At 68.0% G+C, this 21,175-nt stretch carries 18 protein-coding genes and 1 riboswitch; of the genes, 10 read left to right on the top strand and 8 right to left on the bottom strand.

Annotated features, from left to right (window positions below; translation table 11 throughout):
* Nucleotides 1–75 precede the first annotated feature (75 nt).
* A complete protein-coding gene (locus QZ853_RS11145) occupies nt 76–3,621 on the bottom strand; it encodes an ATP-binding protein (protein ID WP_295573043.1) in 3,546 nt (1,181 codons plus the stop codon).
* Nucleotides 3,622–3,784: 163 nt separating this feature from the next.
* Here QZ853_RS11145 and QZ853_RS11140 point away from each other — a divergent pair, with 163 nt between their 5' ends.
* From QZ853_RS11140 to QZ853_RS11130, 3 genes are read left to right on the top strand one after another with little or no spacing between them, the layout of a single operon-like run.
* Nucleotides 3,785–4,429, top strand: a complete 645-nt coding sequence (locus tag QZ853_RS11140) for a YceI family protein (RefSeq protein ID WP_295573041.1) — start codon at nt 3,785–3,787, stop codon at nt 4,427–4,429.
* Nucleotides 4,426–4,998: a cytochrome b gene (locus QZ853_RS11135; RefSeq protein ID WP_295573038.1), complete on the top strand. Its 573-nt coding sequence runs from the start codon at nt 4,426–4,428 to the stop codon at nt 4,996–4,998. Before QZ853_RS11140 ends, QZ853_RS11135 begins: the two co-directional genes overlap by 4 nt.
* Before the next feature lie 3 nt (nt 4,999–5,001).
* Nucleotides 5,002–5,574 carry a YceI family protein gene (locus tag QZ853_RS11130; RefSeq protein ID WP_295573037.1) on the top strand — a complete coding sequence of 191 codons (573 nt, stop codon included), beginning with the start codon at nt 5,002–5,004 and terminating at the stop codon, nt 5,572–5,574.
* Between the two features lie 83 nt (nt 5,575–5,657).
* Here QZ853_RS11130 and QZ853_RS11125 read toward each other — a convergent pair whose 3' ends face one another.
* On the bottom strand, nt 5,658–5,843 hold the full coding sequence (locus QZ853_RS11125; protein WP_295573482.1) for a thioredoxin family protein: 186 nt from the start codon (nt 5,841–5,843) through the stop codon (nt 5,658–5,660).
* A gap of 142 nt (nt 5,844–5,985) precedes the next feature.
* Between QZ853_RS11125 and QZ853_RS11120 the strand changes: the two genes are divergently transcribed.
* Together QZ853_RS11120 and QZ853_RS11115 are read left to right on the top strand one after the other, a co-directional pair.
* The gene (locus tag QZ853_RS11120; protein WP_295573035.1) at nt 5,986–7,368 is read left to right on the top strand and encodes an L-serine ammonia-lyase; all 1,383 of its coding nucleotides are present in this window, start codon (nt 5,986–5,988) and stop codon (nt 7,366–7,368) included.
* 149 nt (nt 7,369–7,517) lie between these two features.
* On the top strand, nt 7,518–8,513 hold the full coding sequence (locus QZ853_RS11115) for an alpha/beta hydrolase (protein ID WP_295573032.1): 996 nt from the start codon (nt 7,518–7,520) through the stop codon (nt 8,511–8,513).
* Nucleotides 8,514–8,589: 76 nt separating this feature from the next.
* Here the strand turns inward: QZ853_RS11115 and QZ853_RS11110 are convergent, their stop codons facing one another.
* The 3 genes from QZ853_RS11110 to QZ853_RS11100 are packed head-to-tail and all read right to left on the bottom strand — an operon-like array spanning nt 8,590 to nt 11,917.
* On the bottom strand, nt 8,590–9,657 hold the full coding sequence (locus QZ853_RS11110; protein WP_295573030.1) for a homoserine dehydrogenase: 1,068 nt from the start codon (nt 9,655–9,657) through the stop codon (nt 8,590–8,592).
* Entirely contained in the window at nt 9,654–10,889 is a 1,236-nt protein-coding gene (locus tag QZ853_RS11105) for an O-succinylhomoserine (thiol)-lyase (RefSeq protein WP_295573028.1), read from the bottom strand. Before QZ853_RS11105 ends, QZ853_RS11110 begins: the two co-directional genes overlap by 4 nt.
* Entirely contained in the window at nt 10,886–11,917 is a 1,032-nt protein-coding gene (locus QZ853_RS11100) for a homoserine O-succinyltransferase (protein WP_111113353.1), read from the bottom strand. The genes QZ853_RS11105 and QZ853_RS11100 overlap by 4 nt, the downstream gene beginning before the upstream one ends.
* 77 nt (nt 11,918–11,994) lie before the next feature.
* Nucleotides 11,995–12,113, bottom strand: a riboswitch (SAM riboswitch).
* 146 nt (nt 12,114–12,259) lie between these two features.
* On the opposite strand from QZ853_RS11100, the gene QZ853_RS11095 reads away from it, so the two are divergent.
* The 4 genes from QZ853_RS11095 to QZ853_RS11080 all read left to right on the top strand — a co-directional run bounded on the left by QZ853_RS11095 (nt 12,260) and on the right by QZ853_RS11080 (nt 17,757).
* Entirely contained in the window at nt 12,260–13,159 is a 900-nt protein-coding gene (locus QZ853_RS11095; RefSeq protein WP_295573026.1) for a M23 family metallopeptidase, read from the top strand.
* A gap of 66 nt (nt 13,160–13,225) precedes the next feature.
* The gene (locus tag QZ853_RS11090; RefSeq protein WP_295573024.1) at nt 13,226–14,830 is read left to right on the top strand and encodes a peptide chain release factor 3; all 1,605 of its coding nucleotides are present in this window, start codon (nt 13,226–13,228) and stop codon (nt 14,828–14,830) included.
* Between the two features lie 234 nt (nt 14,831–15,064).
* A complete protein-coding gene (locus tag QZ853_RS11085; RefSeq protein WP_014038156.1) occupies nt 15,065–15,703 on the top strand; it encodes a hemolysin III family protein in 639 nt (212 codons plus the stop codon).
* Between the two features lie 83 nt (nt 15,704–15,786).
* The gene (locus QZ853_RS11080) at nt 15,787–17,757 is read left to right on the top strand and encodes an AsmA family protein (RefSeq protein ID WP_295573021.1); all 1,971 of its coding nucleotides are present in this window, start codon (nt 15,787–15,789) and stop codon (nt 17,755–17,757) included.
* 235 nt (nt 17,758–17,992) lie between these two features.
* Here the strand turns inward: QZ853_RS11080 and QZ853_RS11075 are convergent, their stop codons facing one another.
* Genes QZ853_RS11075 through mtgA form a run of 3 tightly spaced genes read right to left on the bottom strand, consistent with a single transcriptional unit; the run spans nt 17,993 to nt 20,199 of the window.
* The gene (locus tag QZ853_RS11075; protein ID WP_295573019.1) at nt 17,993–18,424 is read right to left on the bottom strand and encodes a CBS domain-containing protein; all 432 of its coding nucleotides are present in this window, start codon (nt 18,422–18,424) and stop codon (nt 17,993–17,995) included.
* Complete coding sequence (locus tag QZ853_RS11070) at nt 18,384–19,403, bottom strand: glycosyltransferase family 2 protein (protein WP_295573017.1); 1,020 nt, start codon at nt 19,401–19,403, stop codon at nt 18,384–18,386. The genes QZ853_RS11075 and QZ853_RS11070 overlap by 41 nt, the downstream gene beginning before the upstream one ends.
* A 46-nt stretch (nt 19,404–19,449) precedes the next feature.
* Nucleotides 19,450–20,199 (bottom strand): monofunctional biosynthetic peptidoglycan transglycosylase, encoded by a 750-nt coding sequence (gene mtgA / locus QZ853_RS11065; protein ID WP_295573014.1) that lies wholly within the window; start codon nt 20,197–20,199, stop codon nt 19,450–19,452.
* A gap of 77 nt (nt 20,200–20,276) precedes the next feature.
* On the opposite strand from mtgA, the gene QZ853_RS11060 reads away from it, so the two are divergent.
* Nucleotides 20,277–21,170 (top strand): Hsp33 family molecular chaperone HslO, encoded by an 894-nt coding sequence (locus tag QZ853_RS11060; RefSeq protein ID WP_295573012.1) that lies wholly within the window; start codon nt 20,277–20,279, stop codon nt 21,168–21,170.
* The last annotated feature ends 5 nt before the right edge of the window (nt 21,171–21,175 follow it).

The following is a 21,175-nucleotide window of genomic DNA, read 5'->3' as shown; positions in this document are numbered from 1 at the left end:
CCTGATGATTCCCGCGCTGCGGGCGTCGGCATGGTAAACCGAAAGTCGCGCCGGTCACGCCCGGCGCCGGCGCGCTCACGCTGGGCTCTGGCGTTTGGCGCGCGCCTGCGCGATCGCCGCCACCAGCATGTCGCCGGTCACCGGTTTGCGCAGGAACCCATCGAAGCCGGCCGCCAGCACCTGCGATTCAGCATAGGCATCGGAGCGTGCGGTGACCGCCACCAGCGGCAGTTCATAGCCGAGGGTCCGCAGCTGGCGGGCCACGGCGGTGCCATCCAGCGCCGGCAGGTCGAGGTCGAGCAGGCCGACATCGAAGCCGTCGGTGGCGATCTCGGCCAGGGCGCCCAGGCCATGCAGCACGTGCACGACATGATGGCCACGGCTGCGCAGCAGGCCGGCGATGACCTCGGCCACGGTGGCATCGTCCTCGACCAGCAGGATGCGCAAGGGCGGCAGCACCGGTTGCGCTGGCGCGTCGCCCGGCGCACTGGCGGCCTGCCGGGTCCACGGCAACGGCAACCGAACCCGGAAGCGCGCGCCCTTGCCCAGCTGGCTGTCCACTTCGATGCGCCCGCCCATCGCCACGGCCAGTTCCTGGCAGATCGCCAGGCCCAACCCGCTACCGCCATAGCGCGACGCCGTGCGCGGACCGTCAGCCTGCTCGAAGCGATGGAACAGGCGCGCCTGCTGCTCGGCGTTGATGCCCGGACCGCTGTCGTGCACCTCGAAACAGAGGCCCGCGCCGTTCTCCTCCAGGCGTACGCCCAGACCGACGTGCCCACGCTCGGTGAACTTGATCGCATTGCCAAGCAGGTTGAGCAGGATCTGGCGCACGCGCATCTCGTCGCCGCTGACGCTGATCGGCCCGGCCGGATCGTGGCCACGCTGGAAGTCCAGCGCGCGTTGCTTCGCCATCGGCTGCATCAGCGCCTGCACCTGGTCCAGAAGCCCGGCCAGGTCGAACGGCCGCAGGTCCAGCTCCAAGCGTCCGGCCTCGATGCGGGCCAGGTCCAGCGCATCGTTGACCAGGCGCAGCAGGTGGCTGCCTGCCTGCTGGATCGACCCGGCATAGCTGCGCTGCACCGGGTCCAGCGGCGTAGCCAGCAGCAGTTCGCTCATGCCCAGCACGCCGGTCATCGGCGTGCGCACCTCATGCCCCAGCGTGGCCAGGAAGCGGCTCTTGGCCTGCGAGGCCTGCTCGGCCAGTTCCTGCTTGTGCACGGTCAGCTGCCATTGCTGGCGGCGGCGCAGCCGCGCCCGGATCGACCACGCCAGGGTCAGCAGCAGCAGCGAGCCGATCAGGATGTAACCGAAGATCGCCATGCCGCTGCGCCACCACGGCGGCAGCACCTTGACCTGCAGGCGCTGCGAAGCTGTCCAGGCGCCGTTGGCGGTCGCCGCCTGGACCTCGATGACATAGCTTCCGGTCGGCAGCCGCGAAAGCGTGCGCTGGCCGTCGCCGCCCTGATCCACCCAGTTCTGGTCATAGCCCTGCACCCGGAAGCGGTAGCGGTTGCCCTGCGGGTTGGCGTACGACAACAGCCGCGCATCGATCTGCAGGTCCCGGTCATCCGGCCCCAGCAGCAGGGTGCCGGTGTTCGGCAGTGGCTGCCAGCCGCGTGCATCGTCACGGCGCACGCGCACCTCGGCAATCACCAGCGACGAGTCAGGCAGCGTGACATCGGCGGCGTTGACATCGAACGCGACCAAGCCGGTCTGCGCGACGGCCAGCACGCGGCCATCGGCATTCACCGCCGGCGGCCGGCCGGTAAATTCGGCATCGGGCAGGCCAACGCGCTCGTTGAACTGCTGCAACCGTCGTGCCTTCGGGTCCCAGCGCAGCAAGCCACGTGGAGTGGTCGCCCACAGGCGACCGTCGTCGGCCAGCGCCAAGCCGCCCATGCTGACCGGCGGCACGCCGGCACCGCCGTCGATGCGCTGGATCAGGTGCAGGCTCATGCCATCCCACTGGTAGCGTTCGAACGCTCCCTGGCGGGCCAGCCACACCTGCTGCGGATCGATCCAGATCAGATCGAAGATGTTGCCGCGCGAGACACCCGGCACCGGCTCGAAACGTTCCGCCTGCTGCCGCCAGAGGCCCATATCGCCCATCACCCAGGCCTTGCCATGGGGATCGAAGCGGATCTGCTCGATCGGGACGTCCCCCATCCCACGCAGATCCTCCAGCGGATAGCTGCGCAGCACGCGGCCGTCGCCGCTGCGCTGCTGCAGGCCCAGGTTCATCACCGACAGCCAGACCGTCCCGTCCGGCGCCTGCCGCATGAGGTCGATGCGCTGCCGCAGGTCGGCGCCACCGTCGATCCGCCAATCGCGCAACGCGCGCGTGGCCGGGTCGTACACGCTGATGCGACCGGCCCGTCCCAGCCACAGCCGCCCGTCCGGTCGTGGCAGCACCGACCACACCGCGCCACTACCGATTTCGCGGTCACTGGCCAGCAGCCGCAGCGTGCCCTGCGCGTCCAGCTGGTACACGCCGTGCGCCGAACCGACGAAGTAGTTGCGGCCGTCGCTGGCCGCGCTCAGCAGGTACTGGCTGTCGAGGGGCTTGCCATCGAGCTGGTTCCAGATCGAGAAGCGTCGCCAGTCCGGAGGCAGGTAGGCCAGGCCCTGGGTCAGCAACGCCACCCACAGGCCGCCTTCGTGATCCTGCAGCAGATCGAGCACGCCGCTCTGCGCAGTCAGGAAGCCGCCCCCACGATCGCCTTCCAGCCGCCACAGCGTGCCGGCATCGCCGCGCAGCAGGCCATCGGAGGTGCCGGCCCAGTAGCCGCCCTGGCGATCGGCCAGTACCAGCGCCGAACGCAGCCGGGCACCGTCGCTCCAGCGTGGGCGGCTGACCCGGTCCTGTGCATCGACGCGGTAGAGCCCGTCATTCTGGCTCCCGACCCACACCGAACCATCGGGATCACGGCTCAGGCGCAGCACGCTCAGGCGGCCCAGCGTCTCCGGTGCCACCGCCTCGAAGTCATGGCCATTCCAGCGCGCCAGCCCGGACTCGGTGCCGATCCACAGCCGTCCCTGCGCATCGACCACGCTGCTGAAGATGGTGTTGTTGGGCAGTCCACCGGCACGCGCCGGGTCATGCTGGAAGAAGCGCAGACTACCGTCCTCTCCGAACCGGCAGACACCGTGGGTGCTGGTACCGATCCACAGCGCGTCGTCGGTGTAGGCCAGGGTCCAGAACTGGCCCAGGCATGGGCCATTGACCGCATCGAAAGTCCTGAACCGCTCACGGTCGGCATCCAGGCGGGCCAGGCCCTTGCCATTGATGCCGACCCAGACGCGGTCCAGCGGATCGACCAGCAGGGTTTCGATCTCGTTGCCGGGCAGCGAGCCAGGCTGTTCCGGGTCATGTTCCCAGACCCGCAGGCTACTGCCGTCGTAGCGCACCAGGCCTCCGTCGGTGGCGGCCCAGACATGCCCCTGGCGATCCTCGGCCAGCGCCAGCACCATGCGCGATGGCATGCCTTCGGCGGCACCGAAGCGGCGCAGGCGCGGTGTTTCTGCCATGTCCGGGGACGCAGCGGCCGCGGCAAACGCGATCTGCAGCAGTCCCATACCCACGATGCCAAGGCACCACCGGCGCCAGCCGCTCCTCATCCTGCCCCCCCTGTCCTGGCCCGATTGTCACACAGGCCGGGTCCATGACCGCAACAGCCTGTTGCCGGGAGCGAGGCCGCCACGAACTGTTGCAGCCATGCACGCAACGTTGGCAGGAGGCTGTGCGTATGATCGCAACGTCCCCTTCCGGAGCCCGCCATCGATGCGTCCCTGCCTGGCCCTGCTGCCCATGCTGCTCGCCACTGCCCCCGCCTGGGCCGACGCAGATATCTATCGCCTCGATCCGGTACACACCCGCGTGCTGTTCAGCATCGACCATGCCGGCTATTCGCAGGCGATGGGCACGGTGTCGGGCAGCGAGGGCCGCCTGCAGTTCGATCCCGACAACTGGCGTGGGGCGACGCTGGACGTCAACGTCCCGGTGTCGCGACTGGACCTGGGCGATGCCAAGTGGAACGAGGCCACGCTGGCGCGCAGCCTGCTCGATGGCGAACGCTTCCCGAACGCACGCTTCGTCTCGACCCGGGTCGAACCGATCGATGCCAAGCGCGCCCACGTGATCGGTACGCTCACCCTGCGCGGCGTCAGCCAGGAAGTCACGCTGGATGTGACGCTCAACGCCATCAAGCGCTATCCGCTCCCCCCGTTCCGACGCACTGCCGGTTTTTCCGCCACCACTACGCTGAGCCGGCGCGCGTTCGGCATCACCGCCTGGCCGGGCGTCATCGGCGATGCCGTGCAGCTGCGGATCGAGGCTGAAGCCACCCTCGACCGCAGCGACGCCCCGGGAACTCCCGCTCCCGTTCAACACTCCGACCCCAAGACGGCCCCCAAGGACCCTTCATGACCGCCAAGAACACCCCCGCCGCCTGGGGGAGTGTCAGCCAGATCCTGCATTGGTTGATTGCCCTGCTGATCCTCGCCCTGGGCGTGGTCGGCCTGCTCATGGGCGAGCTGCCCAAGACTCCGAAGTACTTCTGGGTCTATACCGCGCACAAGTCGATCGGCATCACCGTGCTGGCGCTGGTGCTGTTCCGCCTCGGCTGGCGGCTGTATGCCGGCGCGCCCAAGCCGGTGCCGGGCGTGCCCAGCTGGCAGGAGCGCATCGCCAGTGCCACCCACGTGCTGCTGTATGTGCTGATGTTCGCCATCCCGCTGTCGGGCTGGCTGTATGACTCGGCCAGCGGCCTGCGCCCGTTCCGCTGGTTCGGCCTGGTCGACGTGCCCAAGCTGAGCGGCCCCGACCCGCAGGTGGTCGCGGTATCGCATGCCATCCACGAATACGGCTTCTGGCTGTTGATCGCGGTGGTGCTGGCGCATGCCGGCGCTGCCTTCTACCACCACCTGTTCCAGCGCGATGCAACCTTGTCCCGCATGTTGCCGCGCGGCTGGCTCGCCTCCCCTCAGAAGGACTGACCGATGAAACTGAAACTGACCACTCCGGCCGCCGTGGCCGCCGCCCTGGCCGGCATGCTGGCCACTGCCCCGGTGCTCGCCGCGGAGTACGCGCAGGCCCCCGGTGCCGGCTCCATCCTGGTGTTTGCCAGCAAGTACGACGGCGAAGTGTTCACCGGCAGCTTCCCGGGCTTTGCCACCAAGCTCAGCTTCGACCCGGCCAACCCGGCCGCCGGTTCGCTGGACGTGGTGATCCCGCTGGCTGGCGCCAAGAGCGGCAACAGCGACCGTGACTCTACACTGCAGGGCGCCGACTTCTTCAACGTCGGCAAGTTCGCCACCGCGCGTTACACCGCCAAGGGCTTCCGCGCCGTCGGCAATGACCAGTTTGCCGCCGATGGCACCCTGGAACTGCGCGGCGTCAGCAAGCCGGTCACCCTCACCTTCACCTGGAAGCCGGGTACCCAGCCGGTGCTGACCGGCAAGGCCACGGTCAAGCGCCTGGACTTCGGCGTCGGCGGCGGCGACTGGGCCGACACCAAGACCATCCCGGACGACACTGCGATCAGCACGATCGTGAAGTTCGACGCGAAATAAACAAGACGGGTGTGCCGCCGGGCATGGCCCGGCGCTACTGCAGAACGGTGACACAGGCTAGCGCCGGGCCATGCCCGGCGGATTCAACCCGCGGCCAGCCAAGCCTGCACTGTGACCGCATCGAACGGCCAGTCCAGCTCGCGATCGCGCGCCTCGTCGCGCAGCACCGGCACCCGCGCGCCATAGCGCGCCTCCAGCGCCGGCTGGTCGTCGAGGAACACCGATTCGAACTCCGGCGCCCGCGCCTTGGCCAGCTCGGCCAGGGCCATGTCGCACAGCTGGCAGTCGTCACGCTGGAACAGGGTCAACACCGGTTCGGGCCCCTTGCTGGAAATGCTGCGCCGCAGCCATGGATTGCGGCAATGAACCGCTAGAATAGCGGTCTCTCCCGGTACCCGCAGTACGGCATCCATGGCTGTCAGCACGTTCGACGTTTTCAAGATCGGCATTGGTCCGAGTTCCTCGCACACCGTCGGACCGATGAAGGCCGCCGAGCGATTCATTCATCGCTGGCTGCTCGATCCGGGCCGCCTGCACGAGGTCGCGCGCATCCGCGCCGATGTCTACGGCTCGCTGGCGCTGACCGGCCGCGGCCATGGCACCGACAAGGCGATCCTGCTCGGCCTGGAAGGCCAGCGCCCGAACCTGATCGACCCGGACGTCATCCCGGCCACCCTGGAACGCATCCGGAGCGGCAAGCGCATCCAGCTGATGGGCCAGCACGAGATCGCCTTCGACGAGAAGCGCGACCTCGGCATGAACAAGCGCCAGAAGCTGCCCTACCACACCAACGGCATGCGCTTCACCGCGTACAACGCCGAGGACGAAGTGATCGCCACCCGCGATTACTACTCGGTGGGCGGCGGCTTCGTGGTCAACCAGGACGACGCGGCCGATGACCGCATCGTGCCCGACGAAACCCCGCTGCCCTACCCGTTCAAGAGCGGCGACGAGCTGCTGGCGCAGACCGCGCGCAGCGGCCTGAGCATCGCCCAGCTGATGTTCGAGAACGAGAAGTGTTGGCGCAGCGAAGACGAGATCCGCGCCAACCTGCGCGAGATCTGGAGCGCGATGCAGTCCTGCGTGGCGCGTGGCATCCGCGAGGAAGGCGTGCTGCCGGGCGGCCTGAAAGTCGGCCGTCGTGCACCGGCGCTGTACCGCGAGCTGTCGTCGAAGCCGGAAGCGGCGATGCGCGATCCGCTGACCACGCTGGACTGGGTCAATCTGTACGCGCTGGCAGTGAACGAGGAGAACGCGGCCGGTGGCCGTGTGGTCACCGCGCCGACCAACGGCGCGGCCGGCGTGCTGCCGGCGGTGCTGCACTACTTCGATCGCTTCTGCCCGGGTGCGAACGAGCAGCGCGTGTTCGACTTCCTGCTGACCTCGGCGGCGATCGGCATCCTGTACAAGGAAAACGCCTCGATTTCCGGCGCTGAAGTCGGCTGCCAGGGCGAAGTGGGCGTGGCCTGCTCGATGGCGGCCGGAGGCCTGGTCGCCGCGCTCGGCGGCAACCCCAGCCAGATCGAGAACGCCGCGGAAATCGGCATGGAACACAACCTCGGCCTGACCTGCGACCCGATCGGTGGCCTGGTGCAGATTCCGTGCATCGAGCGCAACGCGATGGGCGCGGTGAAGGCGATCAATGCCTCGCGCATGGCGATGCGTGGCGACGGCAAGCACAAGGTGTCGCTGGACAAGGTGATCAAGACCATGCGCGATACCGGCCGTGACATGCAGGACAAGTACAAGGAAACCAGCCGCGGTGGCTTGGCGGTGAACGTCATCGAGTGCTGAGGGTGCCCGGCCCCGGCGCGGCGCCGCCGGGGGTCTGTGGGAAGAACGGTCGATCAACAGTCGGCTCTACCCAGTCCCCCTTGCCGGGTCGTACGACATCGTCACTGCGTTCCGGCTAGGCTCGGGGCTCCCCTGCCCCGGACTGTCCCATGCGCGTGATCGCCACCGCCCTCCTTGCCTGCCTTCCGTTGTCCGCGCTCGCCGCTCCCACCTACGGGCCGCGGCTGGAGGGCTTCGACTACGGCTATCCGGTAAGGACCTTCGCGCTGGAATCGCAGCAGCAACCGCTGGAAATGGCCTACCTGGACCTCGCGCCGAAAAGGGTGCCGATCGGGGTGGTGGTGCTGCTGCACGGCAAGAACTTCTGTGCCGCGACCTGGAAGGAATCCATCAAGCCCTTGCTGGCCGCCGGTTACCGGGTGATCGCACCGGACCAGGTGGGTTTCTGCAAGTCCAGCAAGCCCGAGCGCTACCAGTACACATTCACACAGCTGGCGGCCAATACCCATGCGCTGCTGCAGCAACTGCAACTGGGTGATACCCCGGTGCATCTGGTCGGGCACTCGATGGGCGGCATGCTCGCGGTGCGCTATGCGCTGATGTACCCGCGGGACCTGCGCAGCCTGTCGCTGGTCAATCCGATCGGGCTGGAAGACTGGAAGGCACTCGGCGTGCCGTGGCGCAGCGTGGATGCCTGGTACGCTGGCGAACTGAAGACCAGCTATGACAGCATCCGCCGTTACCAGCTGGACGTGTACTACGACGGCCAATGGAAGCCCGCCTATGAAACCTGGGCGCGGATGCAGTCGGGCATGTACGAAGGCCCGGGCAAGCAGGCCGTTGCGTGGAGCCAGGCATTGGCCTCGGACATGGTGTTCAACCAGCCGGTGGTCTACGAGCTGAAGCGGCTTCCGGTGCCGACCACGTTGTTCATCGGCCAGAAGGACCGTACCGCAATCGGTCGTGACCAGGCGCCACCACAACTGAAGGCAACGCTGGGCAACTATCCGGCACTCGGCAAAGCGGCCGCCGCAGCGATTCCCGGCGCGACGCTGGTCGAGTTCGCCGAACTGGGCCATTCGCCGCAGGTGCAGGACCCGAAGCAGTTCAACAGCGCGTTGTTGAAGGCGCTGAAGGCGCGTTGAGGTTTTCTGTCCGCCGGGCATGGCCCGGTGCGGCCAGGATCGGCATGGGTAGCGCCGGGCGCTGCCCGGCGATCCCTCACCCTACGATCCGCAATACATCATCCAGCAGCGCGGCGGCGGTGACTTCCGCGCCTGCACCCGGCCCTTGGATCAACAACGGCTGGCGCTGGTAGCGATCACTGTGGATGGCCACGCGGTTGTCAGTGCCTGCACCCTGCGCCAGTGGGTGATCGGCCGGCAGCTCACGCAGGCCCACCTGTGCGCCCCCACCATCGACACGACCGACAAAGCGCAGCACGCGTCCGTTGTCGCGCGCCTGCTGCCAGCGTGCCTGCAACGGCGCATCCAGCTGTTCCAGCGCGCCTACCGCTTCCTCCCGCGACAATGCCGCCAGCGGCGCAGGCACCAGCGAATCCACCTGCACCTGCGCGGCATCCAGCGCCAATCCACTGCTGCGCGCCAGGATCAGCAGCTTGCGCCGCACGTCTTCGCCGGACAGGTCCAAGCGCGGATCGGGTTCGGTGTAACCAGCTGCCAGCGCCTCGCGCACCGCCGCCGAGAACGGCGACTGGCCGTCATAGCGATGGAACAGCCACGCCAGCGAACCGGACAGCACGCCCTCGATGGCATGGATGTGATCGCCCCCGGACACCAGCGCGCGCAGGCTGCTCAACAACGGCAGGCCCGCACCCACCGTGGCACTGTCGCCATAGCGCGCGCCACTGTCGGCGCAGCTTTCGGCAATCGCCTGCGCGCGGGCCAGCTGCGCCCCCCGGCCCAGCTTGTTGGCCGTCACCACGTGCACGCCGCGCGCCAGCCAGTGCACGTGGCGCGCGGCGACGTCTTCGCTGGCGGTGGCGTCGACCACCACATCGCCACGCTCCAGGCCTTCGGCGCTGGCCCACGGCGGTGAACTGTGGCCATCGCGTGGTGCACGTCGCGCCAGTTCCAGCGGCAATGCGAGGTCGCGATCGATCGCGAGCGCGGTGCGCGAATTGGCCAGCCACTGCACGCTGGGCAGCTCCAGCCCACGCGCGCGCAATGCCTGGTAACGCTGCACGAAGGCTGAGCCAACCGTGCCGGTGCCCAGCAGCGCCAGGCGACCTGCGCCCAGCGCGGGAATGTCAGCGGCGAGCGCGCTCATGCATCCACCACTTGTTTGCGGCGCGCAGCCGCATCGATCACCGCCTCGGCGCGCTGCAGCGCGGCCCCCAGGTCGGCGAGCAGGTCACGCTCGGCCTCGATGCCCACCGACAGGCGCAGCAGGCCCTCGCTGATGCCCGCGGCGGTACGCGCCGCGGCAGTCATCGCGGCATGGGTCATGGTGGCCGGGTGCGCGATCAGGCTCTCCACGCCACCCAGCGATTCGGCCAGAGTGAAGCAGCGCAGGCCATCCACAAACGCACGCACGGCAGCGTGCGGATCGTCGCCTTCGCAGTTGGCCAGCTCGAACGACAGCATCGCGCCGAAGCCGCTCTGCTGGCGTGCGGCGATGGCATGGCCAGGGTGATCGGCCAGGCCCGGGTAATAGACGCGGCCAACGGCCGGATGCTGGTCCAGCAGCGCAACGATCAACGCGGTGTTTTCCTGGTGCACGCGCAGGCGCGCATCCAGCGTGCGCAGGCCGCGCAGGGTCAGGAACGCATCGAACGGCGAACCGGTCAGGCCCAGCGCATTGCCCCACCACACCAGCTGCTCGTGCAACCGCGGATCGCGCGCAACCACCGCACCACCGACAACGTCGCTGTGGCCGTTGATGTACTTGGTGGTGGAGTGCAATACCAGGTCGGCGCCGAACGACAGCGGCTGCTGCAGCGCCGGCGACAGGAAGGTGTTGTCGACCACCACCAGCGCACCGGCCTTGTGCGCGGCATCGATCACAAAGCGCAGGTCGGTGATGCGCAGCAACGGGTTGGACGGGGTTTCCACCAGCACCAGCTTCGGCTGGGTGGCCAGCGCCTGCGCCAGCGCGCGCGGATCGGTCAGGTCGGCGGTGACCAGTTCGAAGTGGCCCTTCTTCGCCAGCGCATTGAACAGGCGCCAGCTGCCGCCGTATGCATCGTGCGGGACCACCAGGGTATCGCCCGGCTGCAGCAGTGCGTTCAGCACCAGGTTGATAGCGCCCATGCCGGTAGCAGTGATCACGCCGCCAGCACCGCCTTCCAGTTCGGCCAGCGCTTCACCCAGCAGGTCGCGCGTGGGATTGCCGCTGCGCGTGTAGTCGTACTGGCGCTTGTTGCCAAAGCCTTCAAAGCTGAAGTTCGACGACAGCACGATCGGCGGCGTGACCGCGCCATGCGCGGTATCGCGATCGATGCCGGCGCGGACAGCGGCGGTGGTGCGACTACAGGACGACTCGGTGGCGTGCAGGCTCATGCGGACTCTCCAGAAGTGCGGAAGGCGGTAGCGAGGATCGCGTCGATGCGATCGGTTTCTTTGAGGAAGGCGTCGTGGCCATAGGGCGAGCGCAGCACGCGCAGGCTGCCGCGCGGGCCCAGTCCTTCGACCAGGCCAACCAGATCGGCCAGCGGTACCAGGCGGTCACCCTCCACCGCCACCACCACGGTGGGCGGCAGGATCGCGGCAGGGTCCACGCGGTGCAGGTCGATCGATTCGGACAGGCGCAGGTAGGCGGTCACCGGCGTGCGCGCGACGTACTGCGCGCCAGCAGCATCCAGATAGTCTTCGGCGGCGACGCGCACGCGGCCGTTGATCACTTCCGGCGCGGCATCGAAGCGCTCGCCGAACTCTTCCGGGGTGCGGTAGCTGAGCATGGCGAACTGCCGGGCCAGGGCCAGGCCGTGGTCCTCGCCGCACTGCAGCTGGCCGAGGGCGACGGCACGGCGCTGAAGCGCGCGCCACGCGGCGGCATACGGATGCGGGCGATGCGCGCCGCTGGCCAGCACCAGCTGGCGCACGCGGGCACGATGGCGGATCGCGAACTGCTGGCCGACCAGCGCGCCATACGAATAGCCGACGAAGGCCTTCAGCGTGCGGATGCCGAGATGGTCCAGCAACAGCGCCAGCGCATCGGCCTGGTCGGCGGTATCGATCGGCACGTCCAGCGCACCGTCGGCACCGATGAAGTCAAAGGCCAGCACGCGCAGTTGCTGCGGATCCAGCGTGCGGCCACTGCCGACCAGGTCCTCGGCCCATCCCTTCTCGCTGAACTGCGGATTGGAGGCCACATGGCGATGCGCGGAAATGCCGCCGGCCAGCACCACCACCGGCGCGTTGGCCGGGCCGACCCACTCGTAGCGCAGGCGCACCGGGCTGGGACCGGCATGACGCATCGACAGCACCGCGGCGAACTCGCCGCGCTCGGCATGCACGCGGTCTTCGACCGGCACGCTGACGGGGACAAAGGGCTCGGGGCGAACGGCGGTACTGGCAGCGAAGCTCATGGCGGGATCCGGTTGGGGAATCGGCCATCGAGCCTTCGCGGGGCTCGCGTTCGAGATGCACGTGCGGTGCATGGTTCGAACCATCTTTCGGTAGACGCCACGGTCCCCGCAGGATTTGGCACCTACGCGGACGCTTTCGCATCCGCGGGCTGCCCCGGCTTCAAAGGGCCTGTCCCTCTGCCGGTCTCGATGGTGAGGCCACGATGCCAGCCCTTCCGGGCACTGTCAATCCCTTCATGCGGATAAAGCGATGAATATTTTCATCCCAGTATGCGAGAGGCGTCGCGGTCGCTCCGTTCAGGATCGGGTACAGTCCGGGCGGTCCATGTTCCTGAATCGCCGATGCCACGCCTGCCCCTGACCTGCCTGCTCCTGCCGCTGCTGGCCAGTGCCTCCGCCGGCGCCAGCGACTGGCGCCAGGGTTGGGGGATGCTGCCGAAGCCGCCCACCAGCGCCAGCACTGCCAGCACCGGCGCGGGCGCCGCAAAGGAAGCCATTCCGATGGCCCAGCTGCGCCTGCAGCCGGTCGGCGAACAGTGGCAGGCGCGGATCGACAACGCGTTGGCGGGCCCGCTGCAGATCGAGCTGCGCGCCGCGCCTGGCCGCGCCGTCGAAGGCCTGCCGGTGCAGTCACTGATCCAGGGCGACAGCAGCCTGGTGGTCGGTCACCTGCCTGCCCCCGCCAACGGCCACAATCTGGACCTGCGCCTGCAGGTGGTGCCCGGCAATCCGGCCGCGCAGGCCGAGGATGTCGCCTACCGGCTGCCCTTCGACACCGCGCGCCTGCGCGTGGACCAGGCACCGCAGGGCAGGTTCAGCCACGATGACGAGGAGAACCGCGATGCGGTCGACTTCGCGCTGCCCGAGGGCACGCGGGTGCTGGCTGCGCGCGAGGGCACGGTGATGCAGATCCAGGACGGCTTCCAGGGCAATGGCCTGGACCGTGAACGCGACGGCGGCCGCGCCAACTTCGTCCGTGTCCTGCACAGCGACGGCAGCATGGCCCTGTACGGCCACCTGCAGGCCGGCGGCATGCGCGTGCGTCGCGGCCAGGCGGTGCAGGCCGGGCAGCCGCTCGGCCTGTCCGGCAACAGCGGCTACAGCAGCGCCCCGCATCTGCACTTCGTGGTGCAGGTCAATCGTGGCATGGGCCTGCGCTCGGTGCCGGCACGCATCTTCACCGCGCAGGGCCAACTGCAGTTCGCACGCCAGGGCGACGCCGAAGGCAGCACCGGGCGCTGACCGGCCCCGGCCGGTATAATCGGCCGCTTATCTCTTTGAAAAGCGCCCCGGGCGGGCGCCACTGCCATGTCCGAAGTCGCCACCGAAGCGTCGCGTCGCCGCACCTTCGCCATCATTTCCCATCCTGACGCCGGCAAGACCACGCTGACCGAAAAGCTGCTGCTGTTCGGAGGCGCGATCCAGATGGCCGGTTCGGTCAAGGGCCGCAAGGCCGCCCGCCACGCCACTTCCGACTGGATGGCGCTGGAAAAGGAACGCGGCATCTCCGTCACCTCTTCGGTGATGCAGTTCCCGTATGAAGGCAAGATCGTCAACCTGCTCGACACCCCTGGCCACGCCGACTTCGGCGAGGACACCTACCGCGTGCTGACCGCGGTGGACTCGGCACTGATGGTGATCGACGTGGCCAAGGGCGTGGAAGAGCGCACCATCAAGCTGATGGAAGTGTGCCGCCTGCGCGACACCCCGATCATGACCTTCATCAACAAGCTCGACCGAGAGGGCAAGGACCCGATCGAGCTGCTGGATGAAGTGGAAACCGTGCTCGGGATCCAGTGCGCGCCGGTCACCTGGCCGATCGGCATGGGCCAGCGCCTGAAGGGCGTGGTGCACCTGCTGACCGGCGAAGTGCACCTGTACGAGCCGGGCCGCAACTTCACCCGCCAGGATTCCACCATCTTCCCGTCCATCGACGCTCCCGGCCTGGCCGAAAAGATCGGTGCACAGATGCTGGCCGACCTGCGCGATGAACTGGAACTGGTGCAGGGTGCCAGCCACCCGTTCGATCTGCAGGCCTACCGCGATGGCAAGCAGACCCCGGTGTTCTTTGGCTCGGGCGTGAACAACTTCGGCGTGCAGCCGCTGCTGGACTTCTTCGTCGAGCATGCGCCGTCGCCGCAGGCACGCTCCACCACCGGCCGCGAGATCGCCCCCGAGGAGAACAAGCTGACCGGCTTCGTGTTCAAGATCCAGGCCAACATGGACCCGCAGCACCGTGACCGCGTCGCGTTCATGCGCGTGTGCTCGGGCCGTTTCAGTGCCGGCATGAAGACCTTCCACGTGCGCACCGGCAAGGAAATGAAGCTGGCCAACGCGCTGACCTTCATGGCCAGCGACCGCGAGATCGCGGCGGAGGCCTGGCCGGGCGATGTGATCGGCATCCACAACCACGGCACCATCTCCATCGGCGATACCTTCACCGAAGGCGAAGCGGTCACCTTCACCGGCATTCCCAACTTCGCCCCGGAGCTGTTCCGTCGCGCCCGCCTGCGCGATCCGCTCAAACTCAAGCAGCTGCAGAAGGGCCTGGCCCAGCTGTCGGAGGAAGGCGCGACCCAGTTCTTCCGTCCGTTGACCAGCAACGACCTGATCCTGGGCGCGGTCGGCGTGCTGCAGTTCGACGTGGCCGCTTACCGCCTGAAGGACGAATACGGCGTGGAAGCGACCTTCGAGCCGGTCAGCGTGACCACTGCGCGCTGGGTTCACTGCAGCAACGAGAAGAAGCTGGAAGAGTTCCGCGAAAAGAACGCGCTGAACCTGGCGCTGGATGCGGCCGGCCACCTGGTCTACCTGGCACCGACCCGGGTCAACCTGCAGCTGGCGCAGGAACGTTCGCCGGACGTGCGCTTCTCGGCTACCCGCGAAGCGGCGCACACGGTTTCGGTAGGCTGAACAACAGGATCGGATCCCTTTCCAGCAGGAAAGGGCTCTGACCCCGGTACTACGGGCATTCATCCACGCATGGCGTGGATCTAGCGCAATGGGCGCTGGCCAGCATTCATCCACGGCGGGCAAGGCGCCAGCCCGCGATTCACCCACCATACGGTGGCGGGGGTGCAAGCAACCGCCATCGCGGCGATGATAGAGGCCATGCGGGTCCCCCTCCCCGCCAACGATGCCTACGCCATGTCCACGACTTCCGTTGCTTCGATCCGCGAAGAAATCGCCAGCGCCCTGACCCACGGCCTCGGTGCCGTGTTCGCGCTGGGGGCCGGCGCGGTACTGATCACTCTGGCCGCGATCTACAGCGATGGCTGGCAGCTGGCCGGCGCCATCGTGTTCGGGATCGCATTGCTGCTGCTGTACACCGCCTCCACCCTCTATCACGCCATCCAGCACCCGGTGGCCAAGGGCCGGTTGAAGGTGTTCGACCACTGCGCGATCTACGTGCTGATCGCCGGCACCTACACCCCGTTCACCCTGATCGGCCTGCGAGGCCCGTGGGGCTGGGGCCTGTTCGCCGCGATCTGGACGCTGGCGCTGGCCGGGGTGGTGTTCAAACTGTTCTACACCGGCCGCTTCAAGCGCCTGTCCACCGCGATCTACGTGGCCATGGGCTGGCTGGTGATCGTCGCGGTCAAGCCGATGCTGGCCTCGATCGACGGCTGGACCCTGGGCTGGCTGCTGGCGGGCGGCCTGTCCTATACGCTGGGCACGTACTTCTACCACCGCGAATCGATCCCGTATTCGCACGCGATCTGGCACCTGTTCGTGATCGGCGGCAGCGTCTGCCACTTCGTCGCGGTCACCATGCAGGTGCTGTAAGCACTGGCCCGCGTGCCGCACGTGCACATGATGCACATGGACGCTTCGCGCCCCGTCCACGATGAGAGGGCAACCATGGCCGTGTGAATGCTGCCACGTCCCCTGCCGCGCCTCGTACGTCGCGCTGGCTGCGCCCCCCAGGACCGCGCGGTCGGCGCTGGCTGGCCATCCTGATATTCCTGCTGGCCGCGCTGCTGGTGCTGATCGCGCTATGGGACTGGAACTGGTTCAAGGGCCCGGTCGAGCGCGCCGTGCAGGCACGCACCGGCCGTGCGTTGCACATCGGCCACCTGGATGTCGACCTGGGGCGCACCAGCACGGTCCGCGCCGATGCGATCACCTTCGCCAACGCCGGGTGGGCGAAGCAGCCGAACATGGCCAGCGCCGACCGTGTCGAGATTGACGTGCGGGTCTGGCCCCTGCTGCGCGGCAGCGTGCAGTTGCCGGAAGTGCGATTGATACGGCCGGACGTGTTGCTGGAAACCGCCCCACGCAAGGATCAACCGGGCAACTGGGATTTCCTCGGCGACAGCAGCGGCGGCACGCGTCCCGAGCTGAAGCGCCTGCGCATCGACGACGGCCGCCTGCAGTACCTCGATGCACGCGGCCGCACCGACATCCGCGTGGACGTACGCAGCGGCCAACCAAAGCAGGCCGATGCCGCCCCACCGCTGCTGGTGCAGGGCAAGGGGCACTGGCAGGGCAACCCGTTCACCCTGCAGGGCGGCACCGAATCACCGCTGGAGCTGACCGACAGCGACCACCCGTTCCGCATCCATCTGGACGGCCGCGCAGGCAGCACCCACGCCGTCGCCCGCGGCACGCTCACCAACCCGTTCCAGCTGCGCGTGTTCGACCTGCAGTTCGCGCTCAGCGGCCAGGACCTGGCCGATCTCTACCCGCTGCTCGGCATTGCCATCCCGCCCTCACCGCCCTATGCGCTGGACGGACGCCTGAAGCGCGACCACAACGTCTGGCGTTACGACGGCTTCACCGGCAAGGTTGGCGACAGCGACCTGGGTGGCAACCTGCAGTTCGAGGTGGGACGCGACCGTCCACGACTGACCGCGACGCTGGAATCCAGGCGCTTGGACTTCGATGACCTGGCCGGCTTCGTCGGCGCGCCACCGAAGACCGGCAGCGGTGAAACCGCCAATGCCGAACAAAAGGCACAGGCCGCCCGTGTTGCAGCGAGCAGCCGGGTATTGCCCGACACGCCCTACAACCTGGGCAAGCTGCGTGCGATGGACGCCGATGTGCGCTGGAAGGCCCACCGTATCAACGCACCCTCGTTACCGCTGGACGACATGGACGCGCATCTGCTGCTGGATGATGGCGTGCTGCGGCTGGACCCGCTGAACTTCGGCGTGGCCGGCGGCGATATCCGCAGCACGATCCGCATGGATGCACGCCAACCGCAGATCCGCACCGCGCTGAAGGCATCCGTGCGCGGCGTGCAGCTGGGCCAGCTGTTCCCCGATGCGAAGCTGGCCGAGCAGGCCAAGGGCGGCATCGGTGGCGAAGTGGACCTGAGCGGACGTGGCAACTCGATCGCCGCGATGCTGGGCAGCAGCAGTGGCAAGGTCGGCCTGGCGATGGGTCGCGGCCACGTCGGCAACCTGGTGATGGAACTGGCCGGGCTGGACATCACCGAGTCGCTGAAATTCCTGGTGACCGGCGACAAGCAGATTCCGCTGCGCTGTGCCTTCGCCGACTTCGGCGTGCGCGACGGCCTGATGACCAGCCAGGCACTGGCGGTGGATACCACCGACACGATCCTCATCGGCGAAGGCACGGTGAGCCTGCACGACGAAACCCTGGATCTGCTGCTGAGGCCTCGCCCGAAGGACAAGAGCATCCTGGTGCTGCGCTCGCCGTTGCACATCACGGGCACGTTCAAGGACCCCTCGTTCCGTCCGGACTTCAAGGCGCTGGGCATTCGAGGCGCCGTGGCATTGGCGCTGGGCAGCATTGCCCCGCCGGCGGCATTGCTGGCGACGATCGAGCTGGGGCCGGGGAAGGATGCCGACTGCGGTGGGCAGTATGCGAAGTAGGGTTACAGCGTTGTTCGCGGCGCCTGCATTGATCGCGGCTTGAGGGGGATGGGTGGCCCAGGCAGGACACGCCGCAAGACCGTCCCTCTAGGCTCGATGGCGCCATGGATGGGTTTACCGCGTGTCCTGCCCCGCCGCACCCTCCGCCTTCCAACGTATCAGGAAGGCGCTGCTTTGGCTTTGGCTGTGGCTTCAAAAAGCGGGCTGGCGGGCCGCAGGCCCGCCAGCGACACCCTCACCCGGCGACGATGTACTGCTGCAGGTGATCCAGCTCGCGCCGCTGCGCATCGATCACCGACTTCACCAGGTCACCGATCGAAATCACGCCCAGCACCTGCGCGCCCTCCACCACCGGCAGATGACGGATGCGGTAATCGGTCACCAGCTGCAGGCAGTGCTCCACCTGCTCGCCCGGCGACACCGTCACCACCTGGGCCGTCATGATCTCTGCCACCGCGGTATCACGCGACGAACGATCGCACAGCACGATCTTGCGCGCGTAATCGCGCTCGGACAGGATCCCGACCAGCTTCGGCCCGTCCATCACCAGCACCGCACCGATGCCCTTTTCCGCCATCAACCGGATCGCATCGATCACCGCCGCATCCGGCGCGACCGCATGTACTTCAGGAGACTTGCCGTCCAACAGTTGCCGTACCGTGGTCATCTGCCTGCCCTCCGAGGGTGGGTTGCAGGGCCGAGTCTGCCACGGCCGATGCTAGCCACGCGTCAACCAGGTACAACGGTCGCTGCTTGGACTCTTCGTACAGCCGCCCCAGGTACTCGCCGATCAGCCCCAGCGCGATCAGCTGCACGCCGCCCAGGAACAGGATCACTGCCATCATCGTCGGCCAGCCCGCCACCCGGTCACCGTACAGCGCCGCCTTGACGATCACCCACAGGCCAAACAAGAAAGCCACCGTCGCGGTCGCCAGTCCAAGATAGGTGGCCGCACGCAGCGGCACGGTGGAAAAGCCGGTGATGCCCTCCAGCGCGAAATTCCACAGCCGCCACAGGCTGAACTTGCTGGTGCCGGCCACGCGCGCGTGGCGGTGATAGGGCACGGCCATCCGCTTGAATCCGACCCAGCTGAAAAGCCCCTTCATGAAACGATGGCGCTCGCGCATCTCGCGCAGCGCACTGAGCGCTCGCGGCGACAGCAGGCGGAAATCACCGGTGTCGGCCGGGATCGGCGTGCGCGACAGGCGCCCCATCAAGCGGTAGAACACCGCCGCGGTGGCCCGCTTGACCCAAGCCTCGCCGTCGCGGGCCATGCGCGTGCCATACACGTTGTCGTAACCCTCGCGCCAGCGCGCGACGAACTGCGGTACCAGCTCAGGCGGGTCTTGGCCATCGGCATCGAGGATCATCGCCGCGCCTTCGCGCACCAGATCCAGGCCGGCGGTCAGCGCTGCTTCCTTACCGAAGTTGCGCGACAGCTTCAACGCCGAGACCCGCGCATCGGCCTGTGCCAGGCCGGCGATCACCTCCCAGGTGCCGTCATGGCTGCCGTCGTCCACATACAGGATGTGGCCGTCGATGCCGGCCAGGCCGTCGAGCACCGCGCACAGCCGCGGATGCAGCAATGGCAGTGCCAGGGCCTCGTTGTAGGCGGCGATGACGAAGGTAAGCCGTTCGCGGATCATGCCCGGATTGTACGTTGCCGCCGCCCGTAGATCAGGCGGCGCACACTCACTCTTCCGAAAGGTACGCGGCGCCACCCAGCTGCCGTGCCTGGCGCTGGATCCAGGCCGCACGCCGCTGCACGTACGGCCCCGGCTTTGCGGCGTTGTAGCGCCGCGGTGCCGGCAGCACCGCGGCCAGCCGCGCACTCTCCGACGGGCTCAGCCGGGCAGCATCCTTGCCCCAGAACGTCTGCGCCGCCGCCTGCGCGCCGTACACGCCGTCGCCGAACTCGGCGATGTTGGCGTACATCTCCAGGATCCGCTCCTTCGGCCACAGCGCTTCGATCAGCACCGTGTACCAGACCTCCAGGCCCTTGCGGATCCAACTGCGGCCCTGCCACAGGAACAGGTTCTTGGCCACCTGCTGGCTGATCGTGCTGGCACCGCGCAGGCGCCCGCCCTTGGCGTTGTGGTCGCGGGCCTTCTCGATCGCCTGCAGGTCGAAGCCATTGTGGTCGGGGAAGCGCTGGTCTTCGGCCGCCACCAGCGAGATCGGCAGGCTCGGCGCCATCTGGTCGAGGTCACGCCACTGGTAATGCAGCCGATAGGACCAGTCCGCCTCGCCCAGCGCCTCGCCGTAGCGCCACAGCATTACCGTGGACACCGGCGGGTCGATGAACCGCAGCACCAGCACCTGCAAGCAGCTGAAGGCCACCAGCAGCACCGGCAGCCACAGCAGCCGCTTCCAGTGCCAGCGGCGACGGCGCGGCGGTGCCGCCACCGCCTCTACCTTGTGCTGTTCTCCCGCTGCCCCCATTACTGGTGCATCCTTCTTCTGCCTGGTTGTCGGCGCATTATCCGGCAACCGCCCCTGTTTACGCGCGATGTGAGCCGATGACCGCCAACCCTGATTCCCTGATCCGCTTCCTGCTTCCCGACGCCGGTGTCCGCGGCGTCCACGTGCGCCTGCAGGCCACCTGGGAGGAAATCCTGTCCCACGCCGCGTACCCGGACACCGCCGCCGAGCTGCTCGGCGAGGCCTGCGTGGCCTCGGCACTGTTCACCGGCCACACCAAGATCGATGGCCGCCTGTCGATCCAGCTGCGCAGCAGCACCGCCCTGCGTACCCTGTTCGCCGAGTGCACCGCCGCCGGTACCCTGCGCGGCATCGCCCAGCTCAGTGAAGGCGCCGATGCGCCGCGCGACCTGTCCGCCTTGGGCGATGACGCCATCCTCGCCATCACCATCGAGAATCCGGGCCTGGACCCGCGCGAACCGCAGCGCTACCAGAGTCTGGTCGGGCTGACCGCGCCGGAACTGGACGAGGCCTTCGAGGACTACTTCCGCCAGTCCGAACAGCTGCCGACCCGCCTGCTGCTGGCCGCCGACCGCAACGGCGCCGCCGGCCTGCTGCTGCAGAAGCTGCCGGGCGACGAAGGTGACGAGGACGGCTGGGCGCGCGCCAGCGCCCTGTTCGAAACCCTGGGCAAGGCCGAGCTGTTGGCCACCCCGGCCGAACAGCTGCTGCACCGCCTGTTCCATGAAGAGAAGCCGGCGCTGATGGGCAGCAAGCCGCTGTCCTTCGCCTGTTCCTGCTCGCGCGAGCGGGTGGCCTCGATGCTGCAGTCACTGGGCGAGGACGAGGCTCGTGCGGCCGCCGAAGACACCGGTGCGGTCGATGTGCGTTGCGAATTCTGCGGGCGCGAGTATCACTTTCCTTTGACGGAGTTCGGCATACTGTTCCACGGTGCCGAGGGGACCGTGCCGGCACCTGAACGGCTGCAGTGAACGGC

Source organism: uncultured Stenotrophomonas sp. (assembly GCF_913778665.1).
In the GTDB taxonomy this organism is placed as follows: Bacteria; Pseudomonadota; Gammaproteobacteria; order Xanthomonadales; family Xanthomonadaceae; genus Stenotrophomonas.
The sequence above is the reverse complement of the archived record's forward strand: the minus strand, read 5'-3'. Positions and strand labels throughout refer to the sequence as shown.

What these genes read in the sequence shown, in the direction of transcription:
- QZ853_RS11145 (WP_295573043.1), bottom strand. Translation starts at nt 3,621, where the DNA reads ATGAGGAGCGGCTGGCGCCGGTGGTGCCTTGGCATCGTGGGTATGGGA.
- QZ853_RS11140 (WP_295573041.1), top strand. Translation starts at nt 3,785, where the DNA reads ATGCGTCCCTGCCTGGCCCTGCTGCCCATGCTGCTCGCCACTGCCCCC.
- QZ853_RS11135 (WP_295573038.1), top strand. Translation starts at nt 4,426, where the DNA reads ATGACCGCCAAGAACACCCCCGCCGCCTGGGGGAGTGTCAGCCAGATC.
- QZ853_RS11130 (WP_295573037.1), top strand. Translation starts at nt 5,002, where the DNA reads ATGAAACTGAAACTGACCACTCCGGCCGCCGTGGCCGCCGCCCTGGCC.
- QZ853_RS11125 (WP_295573482.1), bottom strand. Translation starts at nt 5,843, where the DNA reads ATGGCCCTGGCCGAGCTGGCCAAGGCGCGGGCGCCGGAGTTCGAATCG.
- QZ853_RS11120 (WP_295573035.1), top strand. Translation starts at nt 5,986, where the DNA reads ATGGCTGTCAGCACGTTCGACGTTTTCAAGATCGGCATTGGTCCGAGT.
- QZ853_RS11115 (WP_295573032.1), top strand. Translation starts at nt 7,518, where the DNA reads ATGCGCGTGATCGCCACCGCCCTCCTTGCCTGCCTTCCGTTGTCCGCG.
- QZ853_RS11110 (WP_295573030.1), bottom strand. Translation starts at nt 9,657, where the DNA reads ATGAGCGCGCTCGCCGCTGACATTCCCGCGCTGGGCGCAGGTCGCCTG.
- QZ853_RS11105 (WP_295573028.1), bottom strand. Translation starts at nt 10,889, where the DNA reads ATGAGCCTGCACGCCACCGAGTCGTCCTGTAGTCGCACCACCGCCGCT.
- QZ853_RS11100 (WP_111113353.1), bottom strand. Translation starts at nt 11,917, where the DNA reads ATGAGCTTCGCTGCCAGTACCGCCGTTCGCCCCGAGCCCTTTGTCCCC.
- QZ853_RS11095 (WP_295573026.1), top strand. Translation starts at nt 12,260, where the DNA reads ATGCCACGCCTGCCCCTGACCTGCCTGCTCCTGCCGCTGCTGGCCAGT.
- QZ853_RS11090 (WP_295573024.1), top strand. Translation starts at nt 13,226, where the DNA reads ATGTCCGAAGTCGCCACCGAAGCGTCGCGTCGCCGCACCTTCGCCATC.
- QZ853_RS11085 (WP_014038156.1), top strand. Translation starts at nt 15,065, where the DNA reads ATGTCCACGACTTCCGTTGCTTCGATCCGCGAAGAAATCGCCAGCGCC.
- QZ853_RS11075 (WP_295573019.1), bottom strand. Translation starts at nt 18,424, where the DNA reads ATGACCACGGTACGGCAACTGTTGGACGGCAAGTCTCCTGAAGTACAT.
- QZ853_RS11070 (WP_295573017.1), bottom strand. Translation starts at nt 19,403, where the DNA reads ATGATCCGCGAACGGCTTACCTTCGTCATCGCCGCCTACAACGAGGCC.
- mtgA (WP_295573014.1), bottom strand. Translation starts at nt 20,199, where the DNA reads ATGGGGGCAGCGGGAGAACAGCACAAGGTAGAGGCGGTGGCGGCACCG.
- QZ853_RS11060 (WP_295573012.1), top strand. Translation starts at nt 20,277, where the DNA reads ATGACCGCCAACCCTGATTCCCTGATCCGCTTCCTGCTTCCCGACGCC.